We start from the raw sequence: 24,070 nt of genomic DNA, 5'->3' as shown, positions 1-24,070 counted from the left end.
GCCCCCCCGATGAGCACCGCAGCCGAATCCGAAATCCGCCAATTGATCGAGCGCTGGATGCAAGCCGTGCGCGATCGCGACATCCCGGGCATCATCGCCCCCTACGCCGACGATATCGTCGCCTTCGATGCCATCCAGGCCCTGCAATTCAAAGGCAAGTCCGCCTACACGGCGCACTGGGAAATGTGCATGGGCATGTGCACTGGCCCCATGGTCTTCGAACTTGCCGAACTTACCGTGCACGCCGCTGGCGATCTGGCCCTGGCCCATTGGCTGAACCGCTGCGGCCCAGGCGACGACGAAAGCCAGTGCGGCTTCATGCGCGCCACGGTGAGCTATCGTCGTCAAGGCGGCCAGTGGCAGGTAATCCACGAACACTGGTCGGCGCCTTTCGACATGGAAACGCAAAAAGCCCTGTTCGATCTCAAGCCCTGAGCCGTTATCGCCAAACGCACTTTGCCAATGCCCTGGAGGCGACCATGAAATACCTGTGCCTGGTCTATTGTGACGAGGGGCTGTTGCACAGCCTGCCCGACAGCCCGGCAGACGCCGAGTGCCTGGCTTACGCCGAAGCCATTCACGGTTCCGGGCGAATGCTCGCGGCCGAGGCGCTGAAGTCGGTGCAGACTGCCACCACGGTGCGCATGCGTAACGGGCACATGAGCCTGACCGACGGCCCGTTTGCCGAAACCAAGGAGCAACTGGCCGGCTTTTACCTGGTGGAGGCCCGCGACCTCAACGAAGCGCTGAATATCGCCAAGGGCATCCCTGCCGCGCGGGTCGGCAGTGTCGAGGTGCGACCAGTGCGCGAGCTGCAACCCTGACAGCCAAGGAGAACCATCAGCATGAGCCTTGCACCCATTGCGCAAGCGCAATACGAGTTGTCCATCAGCCGTCTGATCGACGCACCACCGGCCAAGGTATTCCGCGCCTGGACCGAACCCCAGTGGCTGATGCAGTGGTGGGGGCCGCACGGCATGACCACCCCGGAATGTGAAATGCAGCTGTGGGCCGGTGGCCTGTTTCGTACCCTGATGCGGGCGCCGGATGGCAGCGAGTACCCGAACCAAGGCGTTTTTCTGGAAATTGCAGCGCCACGCCGGCTGGTGTTCACCGATGCCTTCGGCCCCGGTTGGGTACCGTCGGACAAGGCCTTCATGACCGCCGTGATCAGCTTTGACGAGGAACAGGGCAAAACCCGTTACACCGCCCGTGCCTGGCACTGGAATGCCACTGACTGCCAGGCTCATGAAGAAATGGGCTTCTACCAAGGCTGGGGAGAAAGCCTGGACCGCCTGGTGGAGGTGGTGACCCAGCGGATGCCCGACTGATGACCGCATTGGCCCTGGTGCGCACCGAAGTCGAGTCCGTGTACCGGCAGGAGTCGCGGCGGATCCTGGCGACACTGATCCGCTTGCTGGGTGATTTCGACCTGGCCGAGGAGGCCATGCATGATGCCTTCTTCATTGCCGTCGAGCGCTGGCAACGCGACGGTATCCCCGTCAACCCGCGAGCGTGGCTGGTCTCTGTGGGGCGCTTCAAGGCCATTGATGCGCTGCGCCGGCGCGCCCGCTTCGACCGCTCCCAGGCTGACTTGAGCATGCTGCTGGAGGGTCAGGCGCAGGACCCCAGTGAAGAAGAGCTGCTGGCGGATGACCGCCTGCGGCTGATCTTCACCTGTTGCCATCCGGCCCTGTCGTCCGACGCTCAGGTGCCATTGACCCTTCGCGAAGTCTGCGACCTGACCACCGAGCAGATTGCCCGGGCCTTTCTGCAAAGCCCGGCCACCATTGCCCAGCGTATCGTGCGCGCCAAGGCCAAGATCCGTGATGCCGGCATACCGTACCAGGTACCAGAGCTGAATGAGCTGCCCGAGCGCCTGGAAAGCGTGTTGCGGGTGATCTACCTGGTGTTCAACGAGGGTTATTCGGCGTCATCGGGCGAGACACTGCTGCAGCAGGCGCTCAGTGATGAAGCCATTCGCCTGGCGCGGTTGCTGGTGCAGTTGCTGCCCGACCCGGAGGCGGTCGGCCTGTTGGCGTTGATGTTGCTGCAGGCGTCCCGGCAGCGGGCGCGTATCGATGGCCAAGGCAATCTGGTGGTTCTGGAGCAGCAGGACCGTAGCTTGTGGGACCGGCAGTTCATTGCCGAGGGCTGTGAGCTGGTGCGCCAGGCCCTGCAGAGCCGTGCGTTCGGGGCCTATACCGTCCAGGCGGCGATTGCTGCTGTGCATGCCGAAGCGGCGACGGCTGAAGAGACGGACTGGGGGGAGATCGTTGGGCTGTATGATGTGTTGCAGCGGTATTGGCCATCAGCGGTGGTGGAGCTGAACCGGGCGGTGGCGCTGGCGAAGCGGGATGGGCCGGAGGTTGGCTTGCGGGAAGTCGAAGGGATCCTGGCGCGGGGGGAGTTGCTGGACTATCACCTGGCACATGCGGCGCGGGCCGAGCTGCATTGCCAGCTGGGGCAGGTGGAAGCGGCGCGTGCGGCCTGGCAGAAGGCGCTGGCCTTGACACGGCAGGCGCCAGAACGGCGGCATATCGAGCGGCGCTTGCAGGCTATCGAGTGATGTGGGGGGCGCCGGCCTCTTCGCGGGCAAGCCCGCTTCCGCAGGATTCCCGCTAAATCAACGAATTAGCGGGTTACCCAGGAGAGCAGCCTCGACGAAGAGGCTGGCTGCATCACACGTCAGCTAGCCACAAAATTCGGCGGTGACACCAGCTCGACGGTCTGCTGCTTGCGCGGCGCCAGGATCTCGGCTTCACCCGCGACCACCAGCTCATCGTTCTGGTTGTACACATTGGTGGCGATGCGCACCTTGAACTTGGGCAGCTTCTCGAGGATTTCCAGGCGCACGGTCAGGGTGTCGCCAATTTTCACCGGCTTCTGGAAGCTCATTTGCTGGCCCAGGTAGATGGTGCCAGGGCCCGGCAGGGTGCAGGCCACTGCAGCACTGATCAGCGCGCCGCTGAACATGCCATGGGCAATACGCTCGCGGAACATGCTCTTGGCGGCGAACTCGGCATCCAGGTGAACCGGGTTGTGGTCACCGGACATCGCAGCGAACAGCTGGATGTCGCGTTCTTCTACGGACTTCTTGTACTCGGCCTTCTGGCCGACTTCGAGGGCTTCGTAAGGCGTGTTGGTGACCTGGGACATCGATGCTTCCTTAAGCGTTGGGCGAGGGCGACTATCATTCACTGCGCGCAGGGCGGCCAAGGGCCAGCGCCTGTTCAAGCCAGCCGAGAATGTCGGCGATGACCTCGCCACGGTTGGTTTCGTTGAGTACTTCATGCCGCGCATCAGGATAGACGCGCAGCTGTACATGTCGATTGCCGGTCGCGCGCAGGGCGTCGGCCAGATGGGTGAGACGCTTGCCGGCACTGACCGGATCACATTCACCGCCGATCACCAGCATCGGCAGGTTGGGATCGATCTGCGCGAGGTTACCCGGCTGGCTGATCTGCGCCAAGCCTTGCAGCAGGTCGAGCCACAACTGGTTGGTGCAGCGAAAGCCGCATAACGGGTCATTCACGTACTGATCGACCTCGCCCGGGTCGCGGCTGAGCCAGTCGAATGCCGTGCGGTTGGGCTTGAAGGCGTTGTTGAACGAACCGAAGGACAACCATTCGATCAGTGCACTCTTGCCCAGTGGCCCCTGGCGCCAGGACTCCAGCCGGGCAATCAGCCGCGCAACGCGGTACAGCACGGCCGGTTGGTAGTTGGAGCCGCTGAGGATCGCCCCGTGCAGGCTGCCACTGTGATGCAGCAGGTAGGCCTGGGCGATGTAGCTGCCCATGCTGTGGCCGAACAGGAACAGCGGCGTGCACGGGAACTGCTGGCCGATGTGCTGGGCCACGCATCCCAGGTCGTTGACCACGGCATTCCAGCCATGATGGCGGGCGAACAGGCCGAGGTTGCCCAGTTCGGCAGTGCGCCCGTGGCCACGCTGATCGGCAGCGAACAGAGCAAAGCCGGCCTCGCTCAGGGCCTGGCCCAGGCGCTGGTAGCGCCCGGCATGCTCGGCCATGCCATGGGCCAGCAGCACCACGGCCTTTACCGGTGTGGCCGGCAGCCATTGGTATACGTACAGGCTGCAGTGCTCACTGGCGGGCAGCCAGAAGGCGTCGTGGTGCATGGCGGGTCCTTGTGCGCGCGGTTACCCGAACAGTGTATGCACAACCGGCCGGATTGCAGGAGGGGCACAAATAAGATTCACAATGTTAATGGCGGGACTTGGCGTATATGCCACCTTGGGTTTACCTGCTAACGTCGAATCAACGCCTTTTCGCCAGCAGGCGGTCAGGCAAAGGACTAAAGGACGCAGTGCAGGTCCAGGCAGAGGAACAATAATAAATGCAAGCCGACTTCTGGAATGACAAGCGCCCGGCGGGCGTGCCTTCCACCATCGACATCAATGCCTACGCCTCGGTCGTCGAGGTGTTCGAACGCTCCTGCAAGCGCTTTGCGGACCGCCCGGCGTTCAGCAACCTGGGCGTGACCCTCAGCTACGCGGAACTGGAGCGCCATTCGGCAGCCTTCGCTGCCTGGTTGCAGCAGCACACCGACCTCAAGCCGGGTGAGCGCATCGCCGTGCAGATGCCCAACGTGCTGCAGTACCCCATCGCCGTTTTCGGTGCCATGCGCGCCGGACTGATCGTGGTCAACACCAATCCGCTGTACACCGAGCGCGAGATGCGCCACCAGTTCAAGGACAGCGGCGCGCGTGCGCTGGTGTACCTTAACATGTTCGGCAAGCGCGTGCAGGAGGTGCTGCCCGATACCGGTATCGAGTACCTGATCGAGGCAAAGATGGGCGACCTGCTGCCGACCGCCAAGGGCTGGCTGGTCAACACCGTGGTCGACAAGTTGAAGAAGATGGTGCCGGCCTACCAGTTGCCTCAAGCGGTGCCGTTCAAGCAGGTGCTGCGCGAGGGCCGCGGGCTGTCGCCCAAACCGGTGTCGCTGAACCTCGATGACATCGCTGTGCTGCAGTACACCGGCGGCACCACTGGCCTGGCCAAGGGCGCCATGCTCACCCACGGCAACCTGGTGGCCAACATGCTGCAGGTGCTGGCCTGCTTTTCGCAGCACGGCCCCGATGGGCAGAAGCTGCTGAAGGACGGCCAGGAGGTGATGATCGCGCCGCTGCCGCTTTACCACATCTATGCATTCACCGCGAATTGCATGTGCATGATGGTGACCGGCAACCATAATGTGCTGATTACCAACCCGCGGGATATTCCCGGCTTCATCAAGGAGCTGGGCAAATGGCGTTTCTCTGGCTTGCTGGGCCTCAATACCCTGTTTGTCGCACTGATGGACCACCCGGGCTTCCGTCAGTTGGACTTCTCGGCGCTGAAGGTCACCAATTCTGGTGGCACAGCGCTGGTCAAGGCCACCGCCGAGCGCTGGGAAAACCTTACCGGGTGCCGCATCGTTGAAGGCTACGGCCTGACAGAAACCTCGCCTGTAGCCAGCACCAACCCATACGGCCAGCTGGCGCGTCTGGGGACGGTGGGCATCCCTGTGGCGGGTACTGCGTTCAAGGTCATCGATGATGACGGCAACGAACTGCCGCTGGGCGAGCGGGGCGAGCTTTGCATCAAAGGCCCGCAGGTCATGAAGGGGTACTGGCAGCAGCCCGAGGCAACGGCCCAGGCACTGGATGCAGAAGGCTGGTTCAAGACCGGTGATATCGCGGTGATCGACCCGGACGGCTTCACCCGCATCGTCGACCGCAAGAAGGATATGATCATCGTCTCGGGCTTCAATGTGTACCCCAACGAAATCGAGGATGTGGTGATGGGGCATCCCAAGGTCGCCAACTGTGCGGCTATCGGCGTGCCGGACGAGCGTTCAGGCGAGGCGGTCAAGCTGTTCGTGGTGCCGCGCGAGGGCGGGGTGAGCGTTGATGAGCTGAAGGCCTACTGCAAGGCCAACTTCACCGGCTACAAAGTACCCAAGCACATCGTGCTGCGCGAATCGTTGCCGATGACGCCGGTGGGCAAGATATTGCGGCGGGAGTTGCGCGATATAGCTTGATACGGGGATGGCGTCTTCGCGGGTAACCCGCTCCTACACCGCCCAATGTAGGAGCGGGTTTACCCGCGAATGCCTTAAACCGCTCTAACAGGCTCTATACAGCCTTATCTGCGACATTTTGGATAATTACTCTAAAAATGACCTGTATTGTTCATTGAGTCACTTTTGTGACCGTAAGGCCTGTTTTGGCCTCTAGGCGACCCCGGACAAAGCTGTTACTCTCGGCCCGCTTCCAGATGATCCGGTTTGCAACGAACCGTCATCCCATATCAATAATAAGCGCATCGACGCGTGAATCGAACTTCGCTGTTGCTGAAGGAGTGGGCTTCCATGATCGAAAATTTTTGGAAGGATAAGTACCCAGCCGGGATTACGGCGGAAATCAATCCTGACGAATTCCCCAATATCCAGGCGGTACTCAAGCAATCCTGCCAACGCTTTGCCGACAAACCGGCCTTTAGCAACCTGGGCAAGACTATCACTTATGGCGAGTTGTATGCGTTGTCGGGGGCGTTTGCCGCCTGGCTGCAGCAGCATACCGACCTCAAGCCGGGTGACCGCATTGCCGTGCAATTGCCCAATGTCCTGCAATACCCGGTCGCGGTCTTCGGTGCCATGCGTGCCGGGCTGATCGTGGTCAACACCAACCCGCTGTACACCGCGCGGGAGATGGAACACCAGTTCAACGACTCTGGTGCCAAGGCCCTGGTGTGCCTGGCCAACATGGCTCACCTGGCCGAGAAAGTGCTGCCAAAAACCAAGGTCAGGCACGTTATCGTCACCGAAGTGGCCGACCTGCTGCCGCCACTCAAGCGCTTGTTGATCAACAGCGTGATCAAGTACGTGAAGAAGATGGTGCCGGCCTACAGCCTGCCGCAGGCCGTGCGTTTCAATGACGCCCTGGCGTTGGGCAAGGGCCAGCCAGTGACCGAAGCCAACCCGCAGGCCAACGACGTGGCGGTGCTGCAATACACCGGCGGTACCACCGGCGTGGCCAAGGGCGCCATGCTGACCCACCGCAACCTGGTGGCCAACATGCTGCAGTGCCGGGCACTGATGGGCTCCAACCTGCACGAAGGCTGCGAAATCCTCATCACCCCGCTGCCGCTGTACCACATCTATGCGTTTACCTTCCATTGCATGGCGATGATGCTGATCGGCAACCACAACGTGCTGATCAGCAACCCGCGAGACCTGCCGGCGATGGTCAAGGAACTGGGCAAGTGGAAGTTCAGCGGCTTTGTCGGCCTCAACACCCTCTTCGTTGCCCTGTGCAACAACGAGGCATTCCGTGCCCTGGATTTCTCGGCGCTGAAGATCACGCTGTCGGGTGGCATGGCCCTGCAGCTGAGTGTGGCCGAGCGCTGGAAGGCCGTTACCGGTTGCGCCATCTGCGAAGGCTACGGCATGACCGAAACCAGCCCGGTGGCGGCGGTGAACCCGTCGGAAGCGAACCAGGTGGGTACTATCGGTATTCCGGTGCCGTCGACCCTGTGCAAGATCATCGACGACGCCGGCAAAGAGCTGCCGCTTGGCGAGGTGGGCGAACTGTGCGTCAAGGGCCCGCAGGTGATGAAGGGCTACTGGCAGCGTGAAGACGCCACGGCCGAGATTCTCGACAGCGAAGGCTGGCTGAAGACCGGTGACATCGCCCTGATACAGGCCGATGGCTACATGCGTATCGTCGACCGCAAGAAAGACATGATTCTGGTCTCGGGCTTCAATGTGTACCCCAACGAGCTGGAAGATGTGTTGGCGGCCTTGCCGGGCGTGCTGCAGTGCGCAGCCATTGGTGTGCCGGACGAGAAGTCGGGTGAAGTGATCAAGGTCTTCATCGTGGTCAAGCCGGGCATGACCGTGACCAAGGAACAGGTGATGGAGCACATGCGTGCCAACGTTACCGGCTACAAGGTACCGCGCCATATCGAGTTCCGCGATTCGCTGCCAACCACCAACGTGGGCAAGATCCTGCGCCGCGAGCTGCGTGATGAAGAGCTCAAGAAGCAAGGCTTGAAGAAGATCGCCTGACTATAAGCCTGCACGCTCAGTGTGGCAGCGGCCTCGTGTCGCGAAAGGGCCGCGAAGCGGCCCTGGGATTTTGGCGGCGATGCGACAATGGTTGGGGGCGCTATGCGCCCCTTTCGCGACACAAGGCCCCACAATAAGATGCGGCGCCGTCTTCAGACATTGTGAGCCCCTGTAGGAGCGGGTTTACCCGCGAATACGGTAGTGGCGACAACGGTGAACGGCGGGTGGAGATCGGTCAGCAGGGCCGGCCCTTTCGCGGGTAAACCCGCTCCTACATCCGCGCAACTCAGCGCAGCTTCTCGAGCATCTGGTAGTACCACATCCCCGCCGCCAGCAGCGGGTTCCCCAGCAAGTCCCCCATCGGCACCCGCACATGCTTGCACTGGGCGAAGGTGTCGAACTTCTCCAGCGTCCCGGTCAACGCTTCGGCCATGATCTCGCCCATGATGTGGCTGGTGGCAATGCCGTGCCCCGAGTAACCCTGGCAGTACCACACGTTGTCCGACAGCTTGCCCAACTGCGGAATGCGGTTGACCACGATGCCCATGGCGCAGCTCCACTGGAATTCGATCGGCACCCCCTTCAATGCCGGGAAGGTGCGTTCGATGCAGGGGCGCAATTCGCCTTCGATGTCGCGTGAATCCTTGCCGGAGTAGTTGGCGCCGCCGCCGAACAGCAGGCGTTTGTCGGCTGTCAGGCGATAGTAGTCGAGGACGAAGCGGCAGTCGTACACCGCCAGGTCCTGTGGGTTGATCTGCTCGGCCAGCTCACCCAGGGGCGCGGTGGTGACGATACCGCCCATGGCCGGGAAGATCTTGCCCTTGAGCTGGCGCTTTTCCAGCTTGTGATACACATCACCGGCCAACATCACCTGGCGTGCTTCCACCCGGCCGTGGGCGGTAACCACCGCCGGTCGCGGGCCGTGGACGATGTCCAGCACTTCCGAATTTTCGAATATCAGTGCACCCAGGCCATGCGCGGCACGGGCTTCGCCCAGGCACAGGTTGAGTGGGTGCAGGTGCAGGTTGCGCATGTTCTTCAGCGCGCCCAGATAAAGCGGGCTTTGCAGATGCTCCGCCACTGCAGAGCGGTCGAGCAGTTGCACCTGCTCGCCCATGCCACGGCGTCGTGCTTCGGCCTCGAACGCACGCAGCTCGTTCATGTGCGAAGGCTTCATGGCTGCATGCAGGTGGCCACGCTTGAGGTCGCAATCGATGCCATAGCGCGCCACGCGTTGCTCGATCACCTGGTGCCCGCGCCAGCGCAAGTGCCAGATGAAATCGTCGACTTCGGCGCCCAGGTGGTTGCGCATCTGCGCGCGCATGGCCTCGTCGCCCGACAGGCTGCCGGTGACCTGGCCACCGTTGCGCCCGCTGGCGCCCCAGCCGATGCGGTTGGTTTCGACGATGGCGACCTTCAGGCCGCGCTCGGCCAGTTCCACCGCCGTGGCCACGCCCGTAAAGCCACCGCCGATGATCGCCACATCCACCTGCACTGTGCCCTTGAGTTGCGGGTACTCGCTGTGGTCGTTGAGGGTAGCGCTGTAATAGGACGGCGCGCGCTGCGCCGGGCCGTTGTTCAATGCTGCGTTCATGGGTGTTCCTTGTTATGTGGGGGCTCAGGCCTGGTGCAGGTACCAGCGCCAGTCCTGTTCGCTGACTTCGGCCATGAACTGGCGGTACTCGGCGCGCTTGACCTTCAGGTACACGCCAAGGAAGTCTTCGCCCAATGCTTCGCGGGCCCAATCGGAATGTTGCAGGGCGTCGAGGGCGGTCAGCCAGTCGGTGGGCAGGTGTTCGGTGGCCTGGGCATAGCCGTTGCCTTCAACGGGGGCGCCTGGGTCAAGCTGTTCGCGGATGCCCCGGTGGCTGGCAGCAAGGATCGCCGCAGCAGCCAGGTAAGGGTTGGCATCAGCGCCACAGATGCGGTGCTCCACATGCCGGCTGTTGGCCGGGCCACCTGGCACACGCAGGCTCACGGTGCGGTTGTCCACGCCCCAGGTTGGCGCCAGGGGCGCATAGCTGTTGGCCTGGAAACGGCGGTACGAGTTGGCGTTGGGGCAGAACAGCAACAGCGAGTCGCGCAGGTGACGCAGCATGCCGGCCACGGCCTGGCGCAGCAACGGGGTGCCGGCCTTGTCTTCACTGGCGAACAGGTTGTTGCCAGCGCTGTCGGCCAGGCTCAGGTGCATGTGCATGCCGGTGCCGGCCAGTTGGGCGAATGGCTTGGCCATGAAGCAAGCCTGCATGCCGTGGGCATGGGCCACACCTTTTACCAGGCGCTTGTAGCGCACCGCCTGGTCCATCGCCTGCAGCGCATCGCCATGCTCCAGGGTGATTTCTACCTGGCCGGGGGCGTACTCGGAAATGGCCGTGCGCGCCGGGATGCCTTGGGCCTTGCAGGCAGCGTACAGGTCGGCGAGGAACGGTTCGATCTGCTCCAGTTCGCGCAGGCCATAGACCTGGGTGCTGCGGGGGCGACCACCATCGTTGTCCAGCGCCGGTTGTGGGCGGCCTTGGGCATCACGCTGCTGGTCAAGCAGGTAGAACTCCAGCTCGCAGGCCATCACCGGGTGATAACCGTCAGCCTTCAGCGCTTCGATGGTGCGCAGCAGCACATGGCGTGGGTCAGCGATGCTGGCCGGCAGCCCCTCGCTGGGGTGCATGCTCACCTGCACTGCGGCAGTTGGCACCCGGCGCCAGGGCAGGCGCACCAGGCTGCCGTCAAGCGGGTAGGCACGGCAGTCGATATCACCGACGTCCCACACCAGGCCGGAGTTTTCCACGTCGTCGCCATTGAGGGTCAGGCCCAGGATGGTGCTGGGCAGTGGCCGGCCGGTCTGGTACACGGCCAGCAGTTCCTCGCGGTGCAACAGCTTGCCGCGTGGCACGCCGTTGGCGTCGAGGATGAACAGTTCGAACAGCTCGATATCGGGGTTGTCGGCCAGAAAACGGGTAGCCTGCTCTACAGGGGCAAAGTGCATGATCAATTCGCTCATAGACGCGCAGGGCCACCGCGCAAGCAGGCGGCCCGGTTGAGTCAAACGGCCAGAAGGTGGCCGGGTTTGGTCACAATGGCGTGAGCGAGGTGTCCGGTGGGCGCGCGTGACGGCAGTGCCACAAGGCCCAGAAGGCGAGGATGATGTGGACCAGCGGATTTTCCCCGGCACGCCTCCGGGCCTTCGGCAGCGAAGGGCGGGACGACGGTGGGGCGATGGGCTGGGCGGGAGTCATGCCTTTGATACTCACATGCGGCGTAAGGTTGATTAAAGCAGTGAATGGCAACCTTTACATCGCACTTGGCTAAACATTCGTGTTGAAAGCATCACGGTCAAAGTGGGAGCGGCCTTGCGTCGCGAAAGGGCCGCGTAGCGGACCCCGGCCATCAGCGACCACGCAGAAATTGCTGGGGCCGCTTTGCGGCCCTATCGCGACACAAGGCCGCTCCCACAGGGAGCGTGCAGGCAGCAGAGAATCCGCAAATCTGCGACAATCGCCCGACTTTCCGAATGCCGATCATGAAAAAGCAGGCTCACCTGCATCACTAAAAAGCCCCATGACTGACCACGCCATCGACAAACTGCTGCAAAACCTCGACCACGCCATGATTGCCGACCGCCATCGCCTGCGCCGGCAACTGCACGAACTGCGCAAGCGCCCCGACGAGGCGAAGCTGGCGCAGTGGGTGGAGAAGGTCCAGGCCTCCTGCGCTCAGGTCACCGCGCGTCAGCAGAGCATGCCGACCGTACGCTACGACGACAACCTGCCCATCGCCGCCAAGCGTGACGAAATCAAGAAGGCCCTGGCCGAAAACCAGGTGTTGGTGATTGCCGGCGAAACCGGCTCTGGCAAGACGACCCAGTTGCCGAAGATCTGCCTTGAGCTTGGCCGTGGCAGCCATGGGTTGATCGCCCATACCCAGCCACGCAGGATCGCAGCGCGTAGCGTGGCAGCGCGGGTCGCCGAAGAGCTGGGCACGCCCTTGGGCGCGCTGGTCGGCTACCAGGTGCGTTTCGAAGACCAGAGCGATTCCAACACCTTGGTCAAGCTGATGACCGACGGCATCCTCCTGGCCGAAACCCAGCACGACCGCTTCCTTGAACGCTACGACACGATCATCGTCGACGAAGCGCACGAGCGCAGCCTGAACATCGACTTCCTGCTCGGCTACCTGAAAACGTTGCTGCATCGCCGACCGGACCTGAAGCTGATCATTACCTCGGCCACCATCGACCTGGAGCGCTTTTCCAGGCACTTCGACGGCGCACCGATCATCGAGGTGTCCGGGCGCACCTTCCCGGTGGACACCTGGTACCGCCCGCTGACCAGCGAACAGGACGAAGAGGGCAACCAGATCGAGGACGACCTCACCGTCGATCAGGCCATCCTTGCCACCCTCGATGAGCTGGCACAGCACGAACGCAGCGAAGGCAAGGGCCCCGGCGATGTGCTGATCTTCCTGCCGGGCGAGCGGGAAATCCGTGATGCCGCCGAGATTCTGCGCAAGGCGCAACTGCGCCATACCGAGATTTTGCCGCTGTACGCGCGCCTGTCACCGGCCGAGCAGCAGCGTATCTTCCAACCGCACACCGGGCGCCGCGTGGTGCTGGCCACCAACGTCGCCGAAACCTCGCTGACTGTGCCGGGCATCCGCTATGTGATTGACACCGGTACTGCGCGCATCAGCCGCTACAGCTACCGCGCCAAGGTCCAGCGCCTGCCGATCGAGGCAGTGTCACAGGCCAGTGCCAACCAGCGTAAAGGCCGTTGCGGCCGGGTCGAGCCTGGCATTTGCGTGCGTCTCTACAGCGAAGAGGACTTCAACAGCCGGCCAGCGTTTACCGACCCGGAGATTCTGCGCACCAACCTGGCGGCGGTGATCCTGCAGATGTTGCACCTGCGCCTGGGTGCAATCGATGCCTTCCCGTTCATCGAGCCGCCAGATGGCAAAGCCATCAGCGACGGCTTCAACCTGTTGCAGGAGCTTTCGGCGGTCAACCGCGAGAACCAGCTGACGCCAATTGGCCGCCAGTTGGCGCGCTTGCCGATCGACCCTCGGCTGGGCCGCATGCTGCTTGAAGGCGCACGCCTGGGCAGCCTGCAGGAAGTGCTGATCGTCACCAGCGCGCTGTCGGTGCAGGACCCGCGTGAACGCCCTCCAGAACGCCAGCAGGCCGCCGATCAGGCGCACGCACAGTGGAAGGACGTGGACTCGGACTTCGCTGCGCTGGTCAACCTGTGGCGTGGCTTCGAGGAACAACGCCAGGCGCTGACCGCCAACCCGCTGCGCAACTGGTGTCGCAAGCAGTTCCTGAACTACCTGCGCCTACGCGAGTGGCGCGATGCTCATCGTCAGTTGGCGCTGATTTGCCGCGACCTGCAACTGACGGTGAACAAGGAACCGACCGATTACCAGAAGCTGCACAAGGCAATCCTCAGCGGGCTGCTCAGCCAGATTGGCCAGAAGACCGAAGAGGGCGACTACCAGGGCGCCCGCCAGCGGCGCTTCTGGGTGCATCCGTCGTCGGGCCTGGGGCGCAAGCGCCCGCAGTGGGTCATGGCTGCCGAGCTGGTCGAAACCACCAAGCTGTATGCGCGCATGGTGGCCAAGATCGAGCCGGACTGGATCGAACCGCTGGCCGGCCACCTGATCAAGAAAAACCATTTCGAGCCGCACTGGGAGAAGAAGCGCGGGCAGGTAGTGGCCTACGAGCAGATCACCCTCTACGGCCTGATCCTGGTCGGCCGCCGGCCAGTGCACTACGGCCCGATCGACCCGGCGACCTCGCGCGAGCTGTTTATCCGCGAAGGCCTGGTGGGTGGCGAAATCCAGTCGCGGGCCAAGTGCCTGGCGGCCAACAAGCGCCTGCTTGAAGAGCTGGACGAGCTGGAAGCCAAGGCTCGCCGGCGTGACATCCTGGCTGACGAAGAAACGCTGTACGCTTTTTACGAAGCGCGCCTGCCGGCGGAAATCCACCAGACGGCGACCTTCGACAGTTGGTACCGCATGGGCAGCCAGAAGGACGCCAACCTGCTGATCATGCGCGAGGAGGACGTGCTGGCCCGCGAGGCCAGCGAAGTGACCGCCGCACAGTACCCCGACAGTATGCAGGTGGGCGATTTGCGTCTGCCGCTGAGCTACCACTTCGAGCCCGGCCACCCCCGCGATGGTGTGACGGTGCGGGTGCCGGCGCCGCTGTTGCCGAGCCTGCCGGGCGAGCGCCTGGAGTGGCTGGTGCCAGGTCTGCTGGAGGCCAAGTGCGTGGCGCTGGTGCGCAACCTGCCCAAGGCCCTGCGCAAGAACTTCGTCCCGGTGCCAGACTTCGTCAAGGCTTCGCTGGCGCGCATGACCTTCGGCCAAGGGGCGCTGCCGCAGGCCCTGGGCCAGGAGTTGTTGCGCATGACCGGGGCACGTGTGTCGGATGAGGCCTGGGACGAGTCGGTCAACCAGGTCGAAGGCCACCTGCGCATGAACATCGAAGTGGTCGATGGTCAGGGCAAGTTCCTTGGCGAAGGCCGTGACCTGGCAGAACTGACCGCGCGCTTTGCTGCCGCCAGCCAGGCTGCCTTGGCCGTGCCGCGTGACGCCAAGGGTGAGCAGCCGGTGCAGGCCAAGGCCTTCAGCGAAGTGAAGCAGACCGCCCAGCAGAAGATCGCCGGCCTGTCGATGACCGTGTACCCGGCACTGGTGGAAGACAACGGCACCGTGCGTGAAGGGCGCTTCTCGACCCAGGCCGAAGCCGAGTTTCAGCACCGCCGCGCATTGCAACGGCTGTTGCTGCAGCAGTTGGCCGAGCCGGCCAAGTTCCTGCGCGGCAAGCTGCCGGGGCTGACCGAGCTGGGCCTGCTGTACCGTGAAATGGGGCGGGTCGAGGCGCTGGTCGAAGACATTCTGCTGGCTAGCCTGGACAGTTGCATCCTCGAAGGCGAACAACCGTTGCCACGTGATGGCGCGGCCTTGGCCGGGCTGGCTGAACGCAAGCGCGGCAGCTGGGCCGAGCATGCCGAGCGCCTGGCCAGGCAGACCCTGGAAGTGCTGAAACTGTGGCATGGGCTGCAGAAACGCTTCAAGGGCAAGATCGACCTGAGCCAAGCGGTGGCACTGAACGACATCAAGCAGCAGCTGGGCAACCTGGTGTACCCGGGCTTCGTGCGCGAAACGCCTGGGGTGTGGTTCAAGGAGTTGCCGCGTTACCTCAAGGCGGTTGAATTGCGCCTCGAGAAACTTGGCTCGCAAGTACAGAAGGACCGGGTGTGGAGCGGCGAGCTGGCCAATTTGTGGACGCAGTACAAGGCCCGTGCCGACAAGCATGCCCAGGAAGGCAAGCGCGATGAGCAACTGACCGTGTACCGCTGGTGGCTGGAAGAGTATCGAGTGTCGCTGTTTGCCCAGCAGTTGGGGACCAAGGTGCCGATTTCTGACAAGCGATTGAGCAAACAATGGAGTCAGGTGGAAGGCTAACCTTCATTATTTGTGGCAAACTTTGGGGCGTTTGGGGCCGCTTTGCGGCCCTTGGCGGGTAAGCCCGCCCTGCGGGGGTAAATGTACGCCCCTGAATTGGCACTAAAGTGCCATTAACCTGTCATATTCCCAGCCAGCGCCTTGTGGCGATGGCCTTTGACCAGAGGAACGACCGTGCATAACGTCGTGATCAGCGGCACCGGCCTGTACACCCCGGCCCAGAGCATTTCCAACGAAGAGCTGGTGGCTTCCTTCAACGCCTGGTCGCAGCAGTTCAACCAGGACAACGCTGCCGCCATCGAGCGCGGAGAGGTCGAAGCGGCGCCGCTCTCCGACCCGGCGTTCATCGAAAAGGCCTCGGGCATCAAGAGCCGTTTTGTCATGGACAAGGCCGGTATCCTAGACCCGCAGCGCATGAAGCCGCGCCTGCCCGAGCGCAGCAACGATGAACCGTCGGTGCTCTGTGAAATGGCCGTGGCCGCTGCCCGTCAGGCCCTGCAGCGCGCTGGCCGAACGGCGGCCGATGTCGACGGGGTGATCGTCGCCTGCTCCAATTTGCAGCGCCCGTACCCGGCCATCGCCATCGAAGTGCAACAGGCATTGGGTATCCAGGGTTTTGCCTTCGACATGAACGTGGCCTGCTCGTCGGCCACCTTCGGCATCCAGACCGCCGCCAACAGCGTAGCGCTGGGCCAGGCGCGGGCAGTGCTGATGGTCAACCCCGAAGTGTGCACCGGCCACCTCAACTTCCGTGACCGCGACAGCCATTTCATATTTGGCGATGCTGCCACCGCCGTGTTGCTGGAGCGTGCCGACCAGGCCACTTCGGCGCACCAGTTCGACGTCGTCAGCAGCAAGCTCTGGACTGAGTTCTCCAACAACATCCGCAACAACTTCGGCTTCCTCAACCGTGCGGCGGAAGAGGGCGAAGGCGCTGCGGACAAGCTGTTCATCCAGGAAGGCCGCAAGGTGTTCCGCGAGGTGTGCCCGAAGGTGGCCGAGCTGATCGGTGAGCACCTGCAGGAGAACGGGCTGCAACCGGGCGACGTGAAGCGCTTCTGGCTGCACCAGGCCAACCTCAGCATGAACCAGCTGATCGTCAAGAAACTGTTGGGGCGTGAGGTGGCCGAGGAAGAGGCACCGGTGATTCTGGACCGTTACGCCAATACCAGCTCGGCGGGGTCGGTGATTGCCTTCCACCTGTACCAGGATGACCTGGCAAAGGGCTCGTTGGGCGTGTTGAGCTCGTTTGGTGCGGGGTATTCGATCGGTAGCGTGATTTTGCGCAAGCGCTGATTGAGCAGAAGCCTGTTCCGGCCCTTTCGCGGGTAAACCCGCTCCTACGACGGGCCGTGCCGGACCGCCCATGCGTGTACACCACCGACCGTTGTAGGAGCGGGTTCACCCGCGAATACGGTAGCGCCGGCACCGGTGAACGCCCGGTAGAAAGTGGCCGATGCATTTCTGGCAGGCAAAAAAGCGGGAAACGCCGGATGGGGTCGGCATTTCCCGCTTCAGGTGAAGCAGAGCAGGGTGTCGCTTAGAACTTGGCTTCCAGATCAACCTGCAGGGTGTCTACGTCAGCATTGCTGTTCGGCAGCTGCGACAGGTCGGTCTTGGCCATCAGGTAGGCAGCACCCAGGGAGAAGTTCTTGTCGATTTCGTAACCGACCTTGAACTTGTGACCACGCGAACCGGTGAAGCCGTTGCCGAAGTCCGAATCGGTGAACAGGCTGACCACCGCGTTACGCTGCACATCGCGGTAGTTGTAGTCCAGGCTCCAGGCGCCCATTTTGGTTTTCAAGCCAGCCAGCCAGGCCTGATCTTCGCCATCGGTGCTCTCGGTATTCTTCACGTACTGGCCATAGGCCGACAACGGAATGGCCAAGCCGGTGAAGTCGATCTGGCCAAAGCCTTCCACCAGATTGAACTCGTTGGTGGTGTTGCCGAACGACTGCAGGATGGCTGCTTCCTTGTCGTTGTCGTAACCATAGATGCTGGCACCCACGGTGAGCTTGAGCACGTCGGCCGGCGCAAACTTGGCGCCCAGCTGGCCGTGGTAGACCTGCGCATCGTGCTTGTACTGGACGCCGTCACCATCGACGTTATCCTTCAGGGTGTACTGACCGGCGCTGGCAAAGACCTCGGCCCCGCCCAGGTCAGCCTTGTAAGTGGCAGCCACACCTTCCGGGTTGATGTCGCCATCCCAGATGATGTCGCCCATGCTCACCCAAGGCTGTGGCATCTTGCCGCCAATCAGGTGCAGGTTAGGGACTGCAGTCGGGTGCCAGTCGAGGTAGGCCAGGTCGACCCACAGCGACTTCTTGTCGAAGTAGTTATCGAGGCTCTGGTTGGTCGAGCGCCGGTCGGCGCTGCTGCCAGTGGCTATACGAACCCCTGCGTCGACCTGCGGGTTGATCTCGCTGTAGAAGCCGACACGGGCACGCACGCGCTGGCGATCCTGGTTGCCGCTGCTGCTGTTCGGGTCGTCGACGTTGACGTCTTCGTAACGCAGGCGTACGTCACCTTTGATCTGGGTCTTGGCGGCCCATGCCACTTTTTGTTCAAAGGAGCTCATACGTTCGGACTGAGCTTTCTGGTCGGCCTTTTCCTTGGTTTCTTTTGCCAGGTCGCCCTGCAGTTCGTTGTACTGCGCCTGGTTGATCGAGCCATTGGCGCGGAGCATTTCGAGCAGCTTGGCGTCGACAGCAGCACTGGCCGGGGCACTCAGGGCCAGCATCATGCCGGTGAGGCTTACTCCGGTAAGTGTGGAAACAAGACGCATAAGGTTCTCCCTACTGAAAAAAATGGGGGAGGCTCAAGCGCCTGCCCCTGCGTTGGCATGTCTTCGGAAAGGGCCTGAGTAGACAGGTTCTGTGGATCCGGAAAACAGGCGCAAGTATTGCGGGGGTCAATGACAGATTAATGTCTGATTAGTGGCACTCTTGTTAAGTAATTGAGAATGAAGGGATCAACCCGGCGTTCGTCATTTGAGCGAAGGGCCTTCCTTGGGGATACTGACGGTCTTCAGACAGCGAGCCGAAAACGTGACCAGCCTGTACAGCCTTGCCCATCTGCGTGATCTCCCGACAGCCACCTGGGATGCCCATGTGCCAGCCGGTCAACCCTTCCTGCGCCATGCTTTTCTCAGTGCAATGGAGGACAGCGGCAGCGTGGCGCGCAGCACTGGCTGGGCTCCCGAGCACCTGGTGCTGGAGCGTGACGGGCAGGTGCGGGCGCTGTTGCCCGCTTACCGCAAGTGGCACTCGTTTGGCGAGTATGTGTTCGATCATGGTTGGGCCGATGCTTGTCAGCGGGCCGGTATCGCCTACTATCCAAAACTGCTTGGCGCTGTACCGTTCAGTCCGGTCAGCGGCCCTCGGCTGCTGGCGGCCGATCCGGCTGACGGTTTGTTGATGCTGCAGGCCCTGCCGGAGTATCTAGGCAAGGGTGGGCTTTCCGGAGCGCACATCAACTTCACCGACCAGGCGCTGGACGCGCAGTTGGCGGGCCTGCCAGGGTGGATGGAACGCCTGGGTTGCCAGTTTCACTGGCAAAACCGGGGGTATCGCGACTTCCAGGACTTTCTCGACAGCCTCAGCTCGCGCAAGCGCAAGCAGATACGCAAGGAGCGCGAGCAGGTGGCCGGGCAGGGCATCGAATTCCGTTGGTACCGCGGCGAAGAGCTGGACGAGGCGCAGTGGGACTTCGTCTTCCTGTGTTACGCCAACACCTATGCGGTACGCCGCCGGGCACCTTACCTGACCCGCGAATTCTTCAGCCTGCTGGCCGAACGCATGCCCGAAGCGTTGCGCGTGGTGATGGCGCGCCAAGGCGGGCGTGATGTGGCAATGGCCCTGAGCCTGGTGGGGGGGGACAGCCTGTTTGGCCGCTATTGGGGCTGCCTGGATGAGTTCGATCGGCTGCATTTCGAGACGTGTTTCTACCAGGGCATGGACTTTGCCATTGCCGAGGGTTACCAGCGTTTCGATGCCGGGGCGCAGGGCGAGCACAAGCTGATTCGCGGGTTCGAGCCGGTGTTGACGCGGTCCTGGCATTACCTGCTGCACCCGGGGTTGCGGCGGGCGGTGGAGGACTTTCTGCTCCAGGAACGGGAAGGGGTCAAGGGGTATGCCGAGGAGGCGCGGGGGATGTTGCCCTACCGCCGGGACTGATCTGGGTTGCCTGTGCCGGCCTTTTCGCGGGTAAACCCGCTCCTACAACGGCCTGTGTTCAACCCACGGTGTGTGTCCACCGCAGATCAGTGTGTAGGAGCGGGTTTACCCGCGAAAAGGCCGCACAGGTGTCAGTCGACCCCGACAAAGCCTCCGGTCTGGTGGTGCCACAATCGGGCATACAGCCCTTGCTGCTCCAGCAACTCACTGTGGCTGCCACTCTCGGCAATTCGCCCCTTGTCCAGCACCACCAGCCGGTCCATCCGGGCAATGGTCGACAGCCGGTGGGCGATGGCAATCACCGTCTTGCCCTGCATCAGCGTCTCCAGGCTTTCCTGGATCGCCGCTTCCACTTCCGAATCCAGCGCTGAAGTGGCTTCGTCCATGATCAGGATCGGCGCATTCTTCAACAGTACCCGGGCAATGGCGATACGCTGACGCTGACCGCCCGACAACTTGACCCCGCGCTCCCCCACATGGGCATCGAAGCCGGTACGCCCCTGGGCGTCCGACAGTTGCGGGATGAACTCGTCGGCGCGGGCACGGCGCACGGCTTCTATCAACTCCGCCTCGCTGGCGTCTGGGCGACCATACAACAAGTTGTCGCGGATCGAACGGTGCAGCAGCGAGGTGTCCTGGGTGATCATGCCGATCTGCGCACGCAAGCTGGCCTGGCTGACCTCGGCAATGTCCTGGCCGTCGATCAGGATGCGCCCACCCTGCACGTCGTACAGGCGCAACAGTAGGTTGACCAAGGTCGACTTGCCTGCCCCGGACGGGCCGATCAAGCCAATTTTCTCACCAGAGCGGATGTCCAGGTTGAGCCCTTCGATGACATTGGCAGCCTTGCCGTAATGGAAGTCGACGTCATCGAAACGCACCGCGCCGCGGCTGACCTTCAGTGCCGGCGCATTGGGCGGGTCGGTGACGGTGACCGGCTGGGCGATGGTCTGCAGGCCGTCCTGCACCATGCCGATGTTCTCGAAAATGCCGTTGACCACCCACATGATCCAGCCTGACATGTTGACGATGCGGATCACCAGGCCAGTGGCCAGGGCGATGGCGCCAACGGTGATCAGCGACTGGCTCCAGAGCCACAGGGCAAGGCCGGTGGTAGTGACCACCAGCAGGCCATTGAGCGTGGTAATGACCACGTCCATGCTGGTGACCACCCGTGAGGCCAGCTGGGTTTTTTCGGTTTGTTCGCGGATTGCTTCGCGAGCGTATTGCTGTTCGTAGTCGGTGTGGGCGAACAGCTTGAGGGTGGCGATGTTGGTGTAGCCATCGACGATACGCCCCATGAGCTTGGAGCGGGCGTCGGAAGAAATCACCGAGCGTTCCTTCACCCTCGGCACGAAGTAGCAGAGCGCGGCGATGTAGCCGATGATCCACAACAGCAGCGGCAGCATCAGGCGCCAGTCGGCCTCGGCAAACAACACCAGCGACGTAATGGCGTAGATCAGTACATGCCATAGCGCGTCCACGGCCTGTACGGCGGAGTCGCGCAGCGAGTTGCCGGTCTGCATGATGCGTTGGGCAATGCGCCCGGCAAAGTCGCTCTGGAAGAAGTTCAGGCTCTGCTTGAGCACGTAGGTATGGTTCTGCCAGCGGATCAGGCTGGTCATGCCAGGGTTGATGGTCTGGTGCACCAGCAGGTCATGCAGGCCGAAGAACACTGGCCGCAGCAGCAGGATCACCACCAGCATCCAGATCAGCTCGCCGCTGTGCTCGCTGAAGAAGTTGGCATTGGGCGTACCCTGGGCCAGGTCGATGATGCGGCTGAGGTAGCTGAACATCGCCACCTCGATCAGCGAGGCGAACAGGCCAACCACCAGCAGGGCGAGAAAAGCAGGCCATACCTGGCGCAGGTAGTACAGATAGAACGGCCACACCGTGCTCGGTGGGGCTTCGCTCGGTGCCGCGCGGAAAATATCGATCAGTCTTTCGAAACGACGGTACAGCATGGTCGACAACACTCCTGTTCGTCCGACCCTCAGGCGGTTTCACATCCTTGTGAAGCCTGCAGTCAGTCGATACGTTTGGCGGACTTGATATAGACCGGATCGGCCGGTACGTCGCGCATGCCTTTTTTGATGGTGGTGGGCGAGTTGACGATCTGGTCGACCACTTCCATGCCCTTGGTCACTTTGCCGAACACGGCGTAACCGGCGTCGCGGCCCGGGTTGAGGAAGTCGTTGTCGGCGACGTTGATGAAGAACTGGCTGGTGGCTGAATTCGGGTTGGACGTGCGCGCCATCGACAGTGTGCCGCGGGTGTTCTGCAGGCCGTTGCTGGCCTCGTTCTTGATCGGGTCGTTGGTGTTCTTCTGCGCCATCTGGTCAGTGAAACCGCCGCCCTGGACCATGAACCCCGGGATCACGCGGTGGAAGATGGTGTTGTTGTAGAAGCCGCTGTCGACGTACTCCAGGAAGTTCTTGGTACTGATCGGTGCCTTCTCGGCGTTCAGCTCGATTTCGACCTGGCCGAAGCTGGTGTCCAGCATGACGTGCGGGGTCTTGTCGGAAGCCATGACACTGGTGGCGAAGGCAACCGAGCAGGCGGTGAGCAGGAGTTTTTTCAGCATGGGCTCAAAGATCCTTGAGAGGTGGAAGCGGCTGCGAGGAACTGCAGCAGGGTCTGGTTGAAGACCTCGGGTTGATCGAGGGGTGTAGCGTGCCGGGAATCGTCGACGACGACCAGCCTGGCGTTGGGTATTAGGGCGACGTAGCGCTCTTTGAGTTGTATCGGCGTGTAATCGTGGTCGGCGGCGATCACCAGAGTAGGGCAGCGAATCTGCCCGATGCGTTCCTGCACGCCCCAGTCGACGATAGCGTCGAAGCTCTTGAGGTAGGCGCGTTTGTCGTTGCGCGCCCAGCGCTGGGCCATCTTCTGCCGCAGGTCTGCTTGTTGTGGTTTGGGGAACAGTCGTTCGGCCAGCCCCTTGCCGACGGTTTCGACACTGAGGACGCGCGCCAGGCTCCAGCGCTTGAACCACCATAGCCAGTCACTGCGGGTGCGGCGCTTGACCTCGGGGGCGCTGTTGACGATGCACAGGCTGCGCAACCATTGCGGGTGGTCGACGGCAAACTGGAAGCCGACCATGCCGCCCATGGACAGGCCGACGAAGTGCACCGGGCCTGTGTGCAAGTGTTCGAGCAGGGCCAGCAGGTCGGCACTGAAGGTGGCGATCTGGTAACCGTCAGCGGGTTTGTCGGAGCGACCGTGGCCGCGGATGTCCATGAGGATCACCCGATAGTGGCGGCTGAGCACTGGCACCTGCAACTCCCAGTCCTGGCAGCTGGAGCCCAGCCCGTGCAGCAATACCAGGGGTTCGCCCTGGCCATATTCCTCGTAATGCAGTGTGCATCCTTCGTGTTCGAAATAGGCCATGGGCGCGGTCCTCTCAGGCTTGCGGGGGGGCTGCGAAGGGCACGTCCAGTGGCGCGGTGTCAAAATTGCGCAGCAGGTCGATGAGAATCTGCGTGGCCGGGCCCAGGGTCTTCTCTTTGCTCGAGTAAAGGTAGAACAGTGGGTGGCGGCTGCCACCCTGATCCAGCGGCAAGGGCTTGAGCACGCCTTCGCGCAGTTCACGCTCGATCATGTGACGGGGCAGCCAGGCAAAGCCCAGGCCGCTGCTGACGAAGGTGGCGGCGGTGCCCAGGCTGCCGACAGTCCAGCGCTGCTCGGCGCCCAGCCAGCCTACGTCACGCGGTTGGGCGCGGCCGGAATCGCGGATCACCACCTGCAGCTGGCTTTCCAGGTCCTGGAAGGTCAGTTCACGGCCCAGGCGGTGCAGGCTGTGCTCGGGGTGGGCGACGGCGATGAACTCCACTGCGCTCAATTCGGCACCCAGGTAGCCGCCGATGCTGTAGCTGCTGATGGCCAGGTCGGCGATGCCTTCGTGCATCACTTCCTCCACGCCAGACAGTACCTCTTCACGCAGGCGCACCCGGCAGCCGCGGCTTTGCGGCATGAACGCAGCCAGCGCGCGCACCAGGCGGGCACTGGGGTAGGCGGCATCGACCACCAGGCGCACCTCGGCTTCCCAGCCTTGTTCCATGTGATGGGCCAGGTCTTCGAGCTGGCTGGCCTGTTTGACCAGGTGGCGCGAGCGGCGCAGCAGCACATTGCCGGCTTCGGTCAGCACCGCCTTGCGGCCATCGATGCGCAACAGCGGCACGCCCAGTTGCTCCTGCATGCGGGCCACGGTGTAGCTGACCGATGACTGCGAGCGGTGCAAGGCCTCGGCGGCCTGGGCAAACCCGCCGTGATCGACCACTGCTTGCAGGGTTCGCCACTGGTCAAGGGTTACGCGTGGCGCTTTCATCTTTCGCTCCTGTTGTCCTAAGCTGCGCTCTTTC

General features: G+C 62.6%; 18 protein-coding genes. 9 read left to right on the top strand and 9 right to left on the bottom strand.

Annotated features, from left to right (window positions below; all coding sequences use genetic code 11):
- The first annotated feature begins 9 nt into the window (after positions 1–9).
- Genes ACF8RA_RS21375 through ACF8RA_RS21360 form a run of 4 tightly spaced genes read left to right on the top strand, consistent with a single transcriptional unit; the run spans position 10 to position 2,569 of the window.
- The gene (locus tag ACF8RA_RS21375) at positions 10–435 is read left to right on the top strand and encodes a YybH family protein (protein ID WP_392487638.1); all 426 of its coding nucleotides are present in this window, start codon (positions 10–12) and stop codon (positions 433–435) included.
- Between the two features lie 44 nt (positions 436–479).
- The gene (locus ACF8RA_RS21370; protein ID WP_176685585.1) at positions 480–824 is read left to right on the top strand and encodes a YciI family protein; all 345 of its coding nucleotides are present in this window, start codon (positions 480–482) and stop codon (positions 822–824) included.
- Positions 825–845: 21 nt separating this feature from the next.
- On the top strand, positions 846–1,331 hold the full coding sequence (locus ACF8RA_RS21365; protein ID WP_176685584.1) for an SRPBCC family protein: 486 nt from the start codon (positions 846–848) through the stop codon (positions 1,329–1,331).
- Positions 1,331–2,569 (top strand): RNA polymerase sigma factor, encoded by a 1,239-nt coding sequence (locus ACF8RA_RS21360; RefSeq protein WP_392487637.1) that lies wholly within the window; start codon positions 1,331–1,333, stop codon positions 2,567–2,569. The genes ACF8RA_RS21365 and ACF8RA_RS21360 overlap by 1 nt, the downstream gene beginning before the upstream one ends.
- Positions 2,570–2,688: 119 nt before the next feature.
- Here the strand turns inward: ACF8RA_RS21360 and ACF8RA_RS21355 are convergent, their stop codons facing one another.
- Together ACF8RA_RS21355 and ACF8RA_RS21350 are read right to left on the bottom strand one after the other, a co-directional pair.
- A complete protein-coding gene (locus tag ACF8RA_RS21355; RefSeq protein ID WP_003254624.1) occupies positions 2,689–3,159 on the bottom strand; it encodes a MaoC family dehydratase in 471 nt (156 codons plus the stop codon).
- Between the two features lie 34 nt (positions 3,160–3,193).
- Complete coding sequence (locus ACF8RA_RS21350) at positions 3,194–4,138, bottom strand: alpha/beta hydrolase (RefSeq protein WP_209967513.1); 945 nt, start codon at positions 4,136–4,138, stop codon at positions 3,194–3,196.
- A 218-nt stretch (positions 4,139–4,356) separates the two neighbouring features.
- Between ACF8RA_RS21350 and fadD2 the strand changes: the two genes are divergently transcribed.
- Together fadD2 and fadD1 are read left to right on the top strand one after the other, a co-directional pair.
- Entirely contained in the window at positions 4,357–6,045 is a 1,689-nt protein-coding gene (gene fadD2, locus ACF8RA_RS21345) for a long-chain-fatty-acid--CoA ligase FadD2 (protein ID WP_176685581.1), read from the top strand.
- Positions 6,046–6,375: 330 nt separating this feature from the next.
- Positions 6,376–8,073: a long-chain-fatty-acid--CoA ligase FadD1 gene (fadD1, locus tag ACF8RA_RS21340; protein ID WP_392519562.1), complete on the top strand. Its 1,698-nt coding sequence runs from the start codon at positions 6,376–6,378 to the stop codon at positions 8,071–8,073.
- Positions 8,074–8,359: 286 nt separating this feature from the next.
- On the opposite strand, the gene ACF8RA_RS21335 is transcribed toward fadD1, so the two are convergent.
- Together ACF8RA_RS21335 and ACF8RA_RS21330 are read right to left on the bottom strand one after the other, a co-directional pair.
- Positions 8,360–9,667, bottom strand: a complete 1,308-nt coding sequence (locus ACF8RA_RS21335; RefSeq protein WP_339443834.1) for an FAD-binding oxidoreductase — start codon at positions 9,665–9,667, stop codon at positions 8,360–8,362.
- Between the two features lie 24 nt (positions 9,668–9,691).
- Complete coding sequence (locus ACF8RA_RS21330; protein ID WP_339443854.1) at positions 9,692–11,056, bottom strand: glutamine synthetase family protein; 1,365 nt, start codon at positions 11,054–11,056, stop codon at positions 9,692–9,694.
- Positions 11,057–11,628: 572 nt separating this feature from the next.
- Between ACF8RA_RS21330 and hrpA the strand changes: the two genes are divergently transcribed.
- Together hrpA and ACF8RA_RS21320 are read left to right on the top strand one after the other, a co-directional pair.
- Entirely contained in the window at positions 11,629–15,534 is a 3,906-nt protein-coding gene (gene hrpA, locus ACF8RA_RS21325; RefSeq protein WP_392519561.1) for an ATP-dependent RNA helicase HrpA, read from the top strand.
- A 174-nt stretch (positions 15,535–15,708) separates the two neighbouring features.
- A complete protein-coding gene (locus ACF8RA_RS21320) occupies positions 15,709–16,830 on the top strand; it encodes a beta-ketoacyl-ACP synthase III (protein ID WP_176685578.1) in 1,122 nt (373 codons plus the stop codon).
- Positions 16,831–17,074: 244 nt separating this feature from the next.
- On the opposite strand, the gene ACF8RA_RS21315 is transcribed toward ACF8RA_RS21320, so the two are convergent.
- The gene (locus ACF8RA_RS21315) at positions 17,075–18,319 is read right to left on the bottom strand and encodes a putative porin (RefSeq protein WP_176685577.1); all 1,245 of its coding nucleotides are present in this window, start codon (positions 18,317–18,319) and stop codon (positions 17,075–17,077) included.
- 262 nt (positions 18,320–18,581) lie between these two features.
- On the opposite strand from ACF8RA_RS21315, the gene ACF8RA_RS21310 reads away from it, so the two are divergent.
- The gene (locus ACF8RA_RS21310) at positions 18,582–19,709 is read left to right on the top strand and encodes a GNAT family N-acetyltransferase (RefSeq protein WP_392513947.1); all 1,128 of its coding nucleotides are present in this window, start codon (positions 18,582–18,584) and stop codon (positions 19,707–19,709) included.
- A gap of 131 nt (positions 19,710–19,840) precedes the next feature.
- Here ACF8RA_RS21310 and ACF8RA_RS21305 read toward each other — a convergent pair whose 3' ends face one another.
- From ACF8RA_RS21305 to ACF8RA_RS21290, 4 genes are all read right to left on the bottom strand, one after another.
- Entirely contained in the window at positions 19,841–21,673 is a 1,833-nt protein-coding gene (locus ACF8RA_RS21305) for an ABC transporter ATP-binding protein (RefSeq protein WP_392487634.1), read from the bottom strand.
- A 62-nt stretch (positions 21,674–21,735) separates the two neighbouring features.
- Complete coding sequence (locus ACF8RA_RS21300; protein WP_392513946.1) at positions 21,736–22,293, bottom strand: peptidylprolyl isomerase; 558 nt, start codon at positions 22,291–22,293, stop codon at positions 21,736–21,738.
- Entirely contained in the window at positions 22,287–23,099 is an 813-nt protein-coding gene (locus ACF8RA_RS21295) for an alpha/beta fold hydrolase (protein WP_176685574.1), read from the bottom strand. Before ACF8RA_RS21295 ends, ACF8RA_RS21300 begins: the two co-directional genes overlap by 7 nt.
- Before the next feature lie 13 nt (positions 23,100–23,112).
- Positions 23,113–24,036, bottom strand: a complete 924-nt coding sequence (locus ACF8RA_RS21290) for a LysR family transcriptional regulator (RefSeq protein ID WP_003254610.1) — start codon at positions 24,034–24,036, stop codon at positions 23,113–23,115.
- Positions 24,037–24,070 lie beyond the last annotated feature (34 nt).

The sequence above is a fragment of the Pseudomonas sp. FYR_5 genome (assembly GCF_043106315.1).
GTDB classification, from domain to species: domain Bacteria; phylum Pseudomonadota; class Gammaproteobacteria; order Pseudomonadales; family Pseudomonadaceae; genus Aquipseudomonas; species Aquipseudomonas putida_Y.
This window is presented reverse-complemented; position numbering and strand designations above follow the sequence as displayed.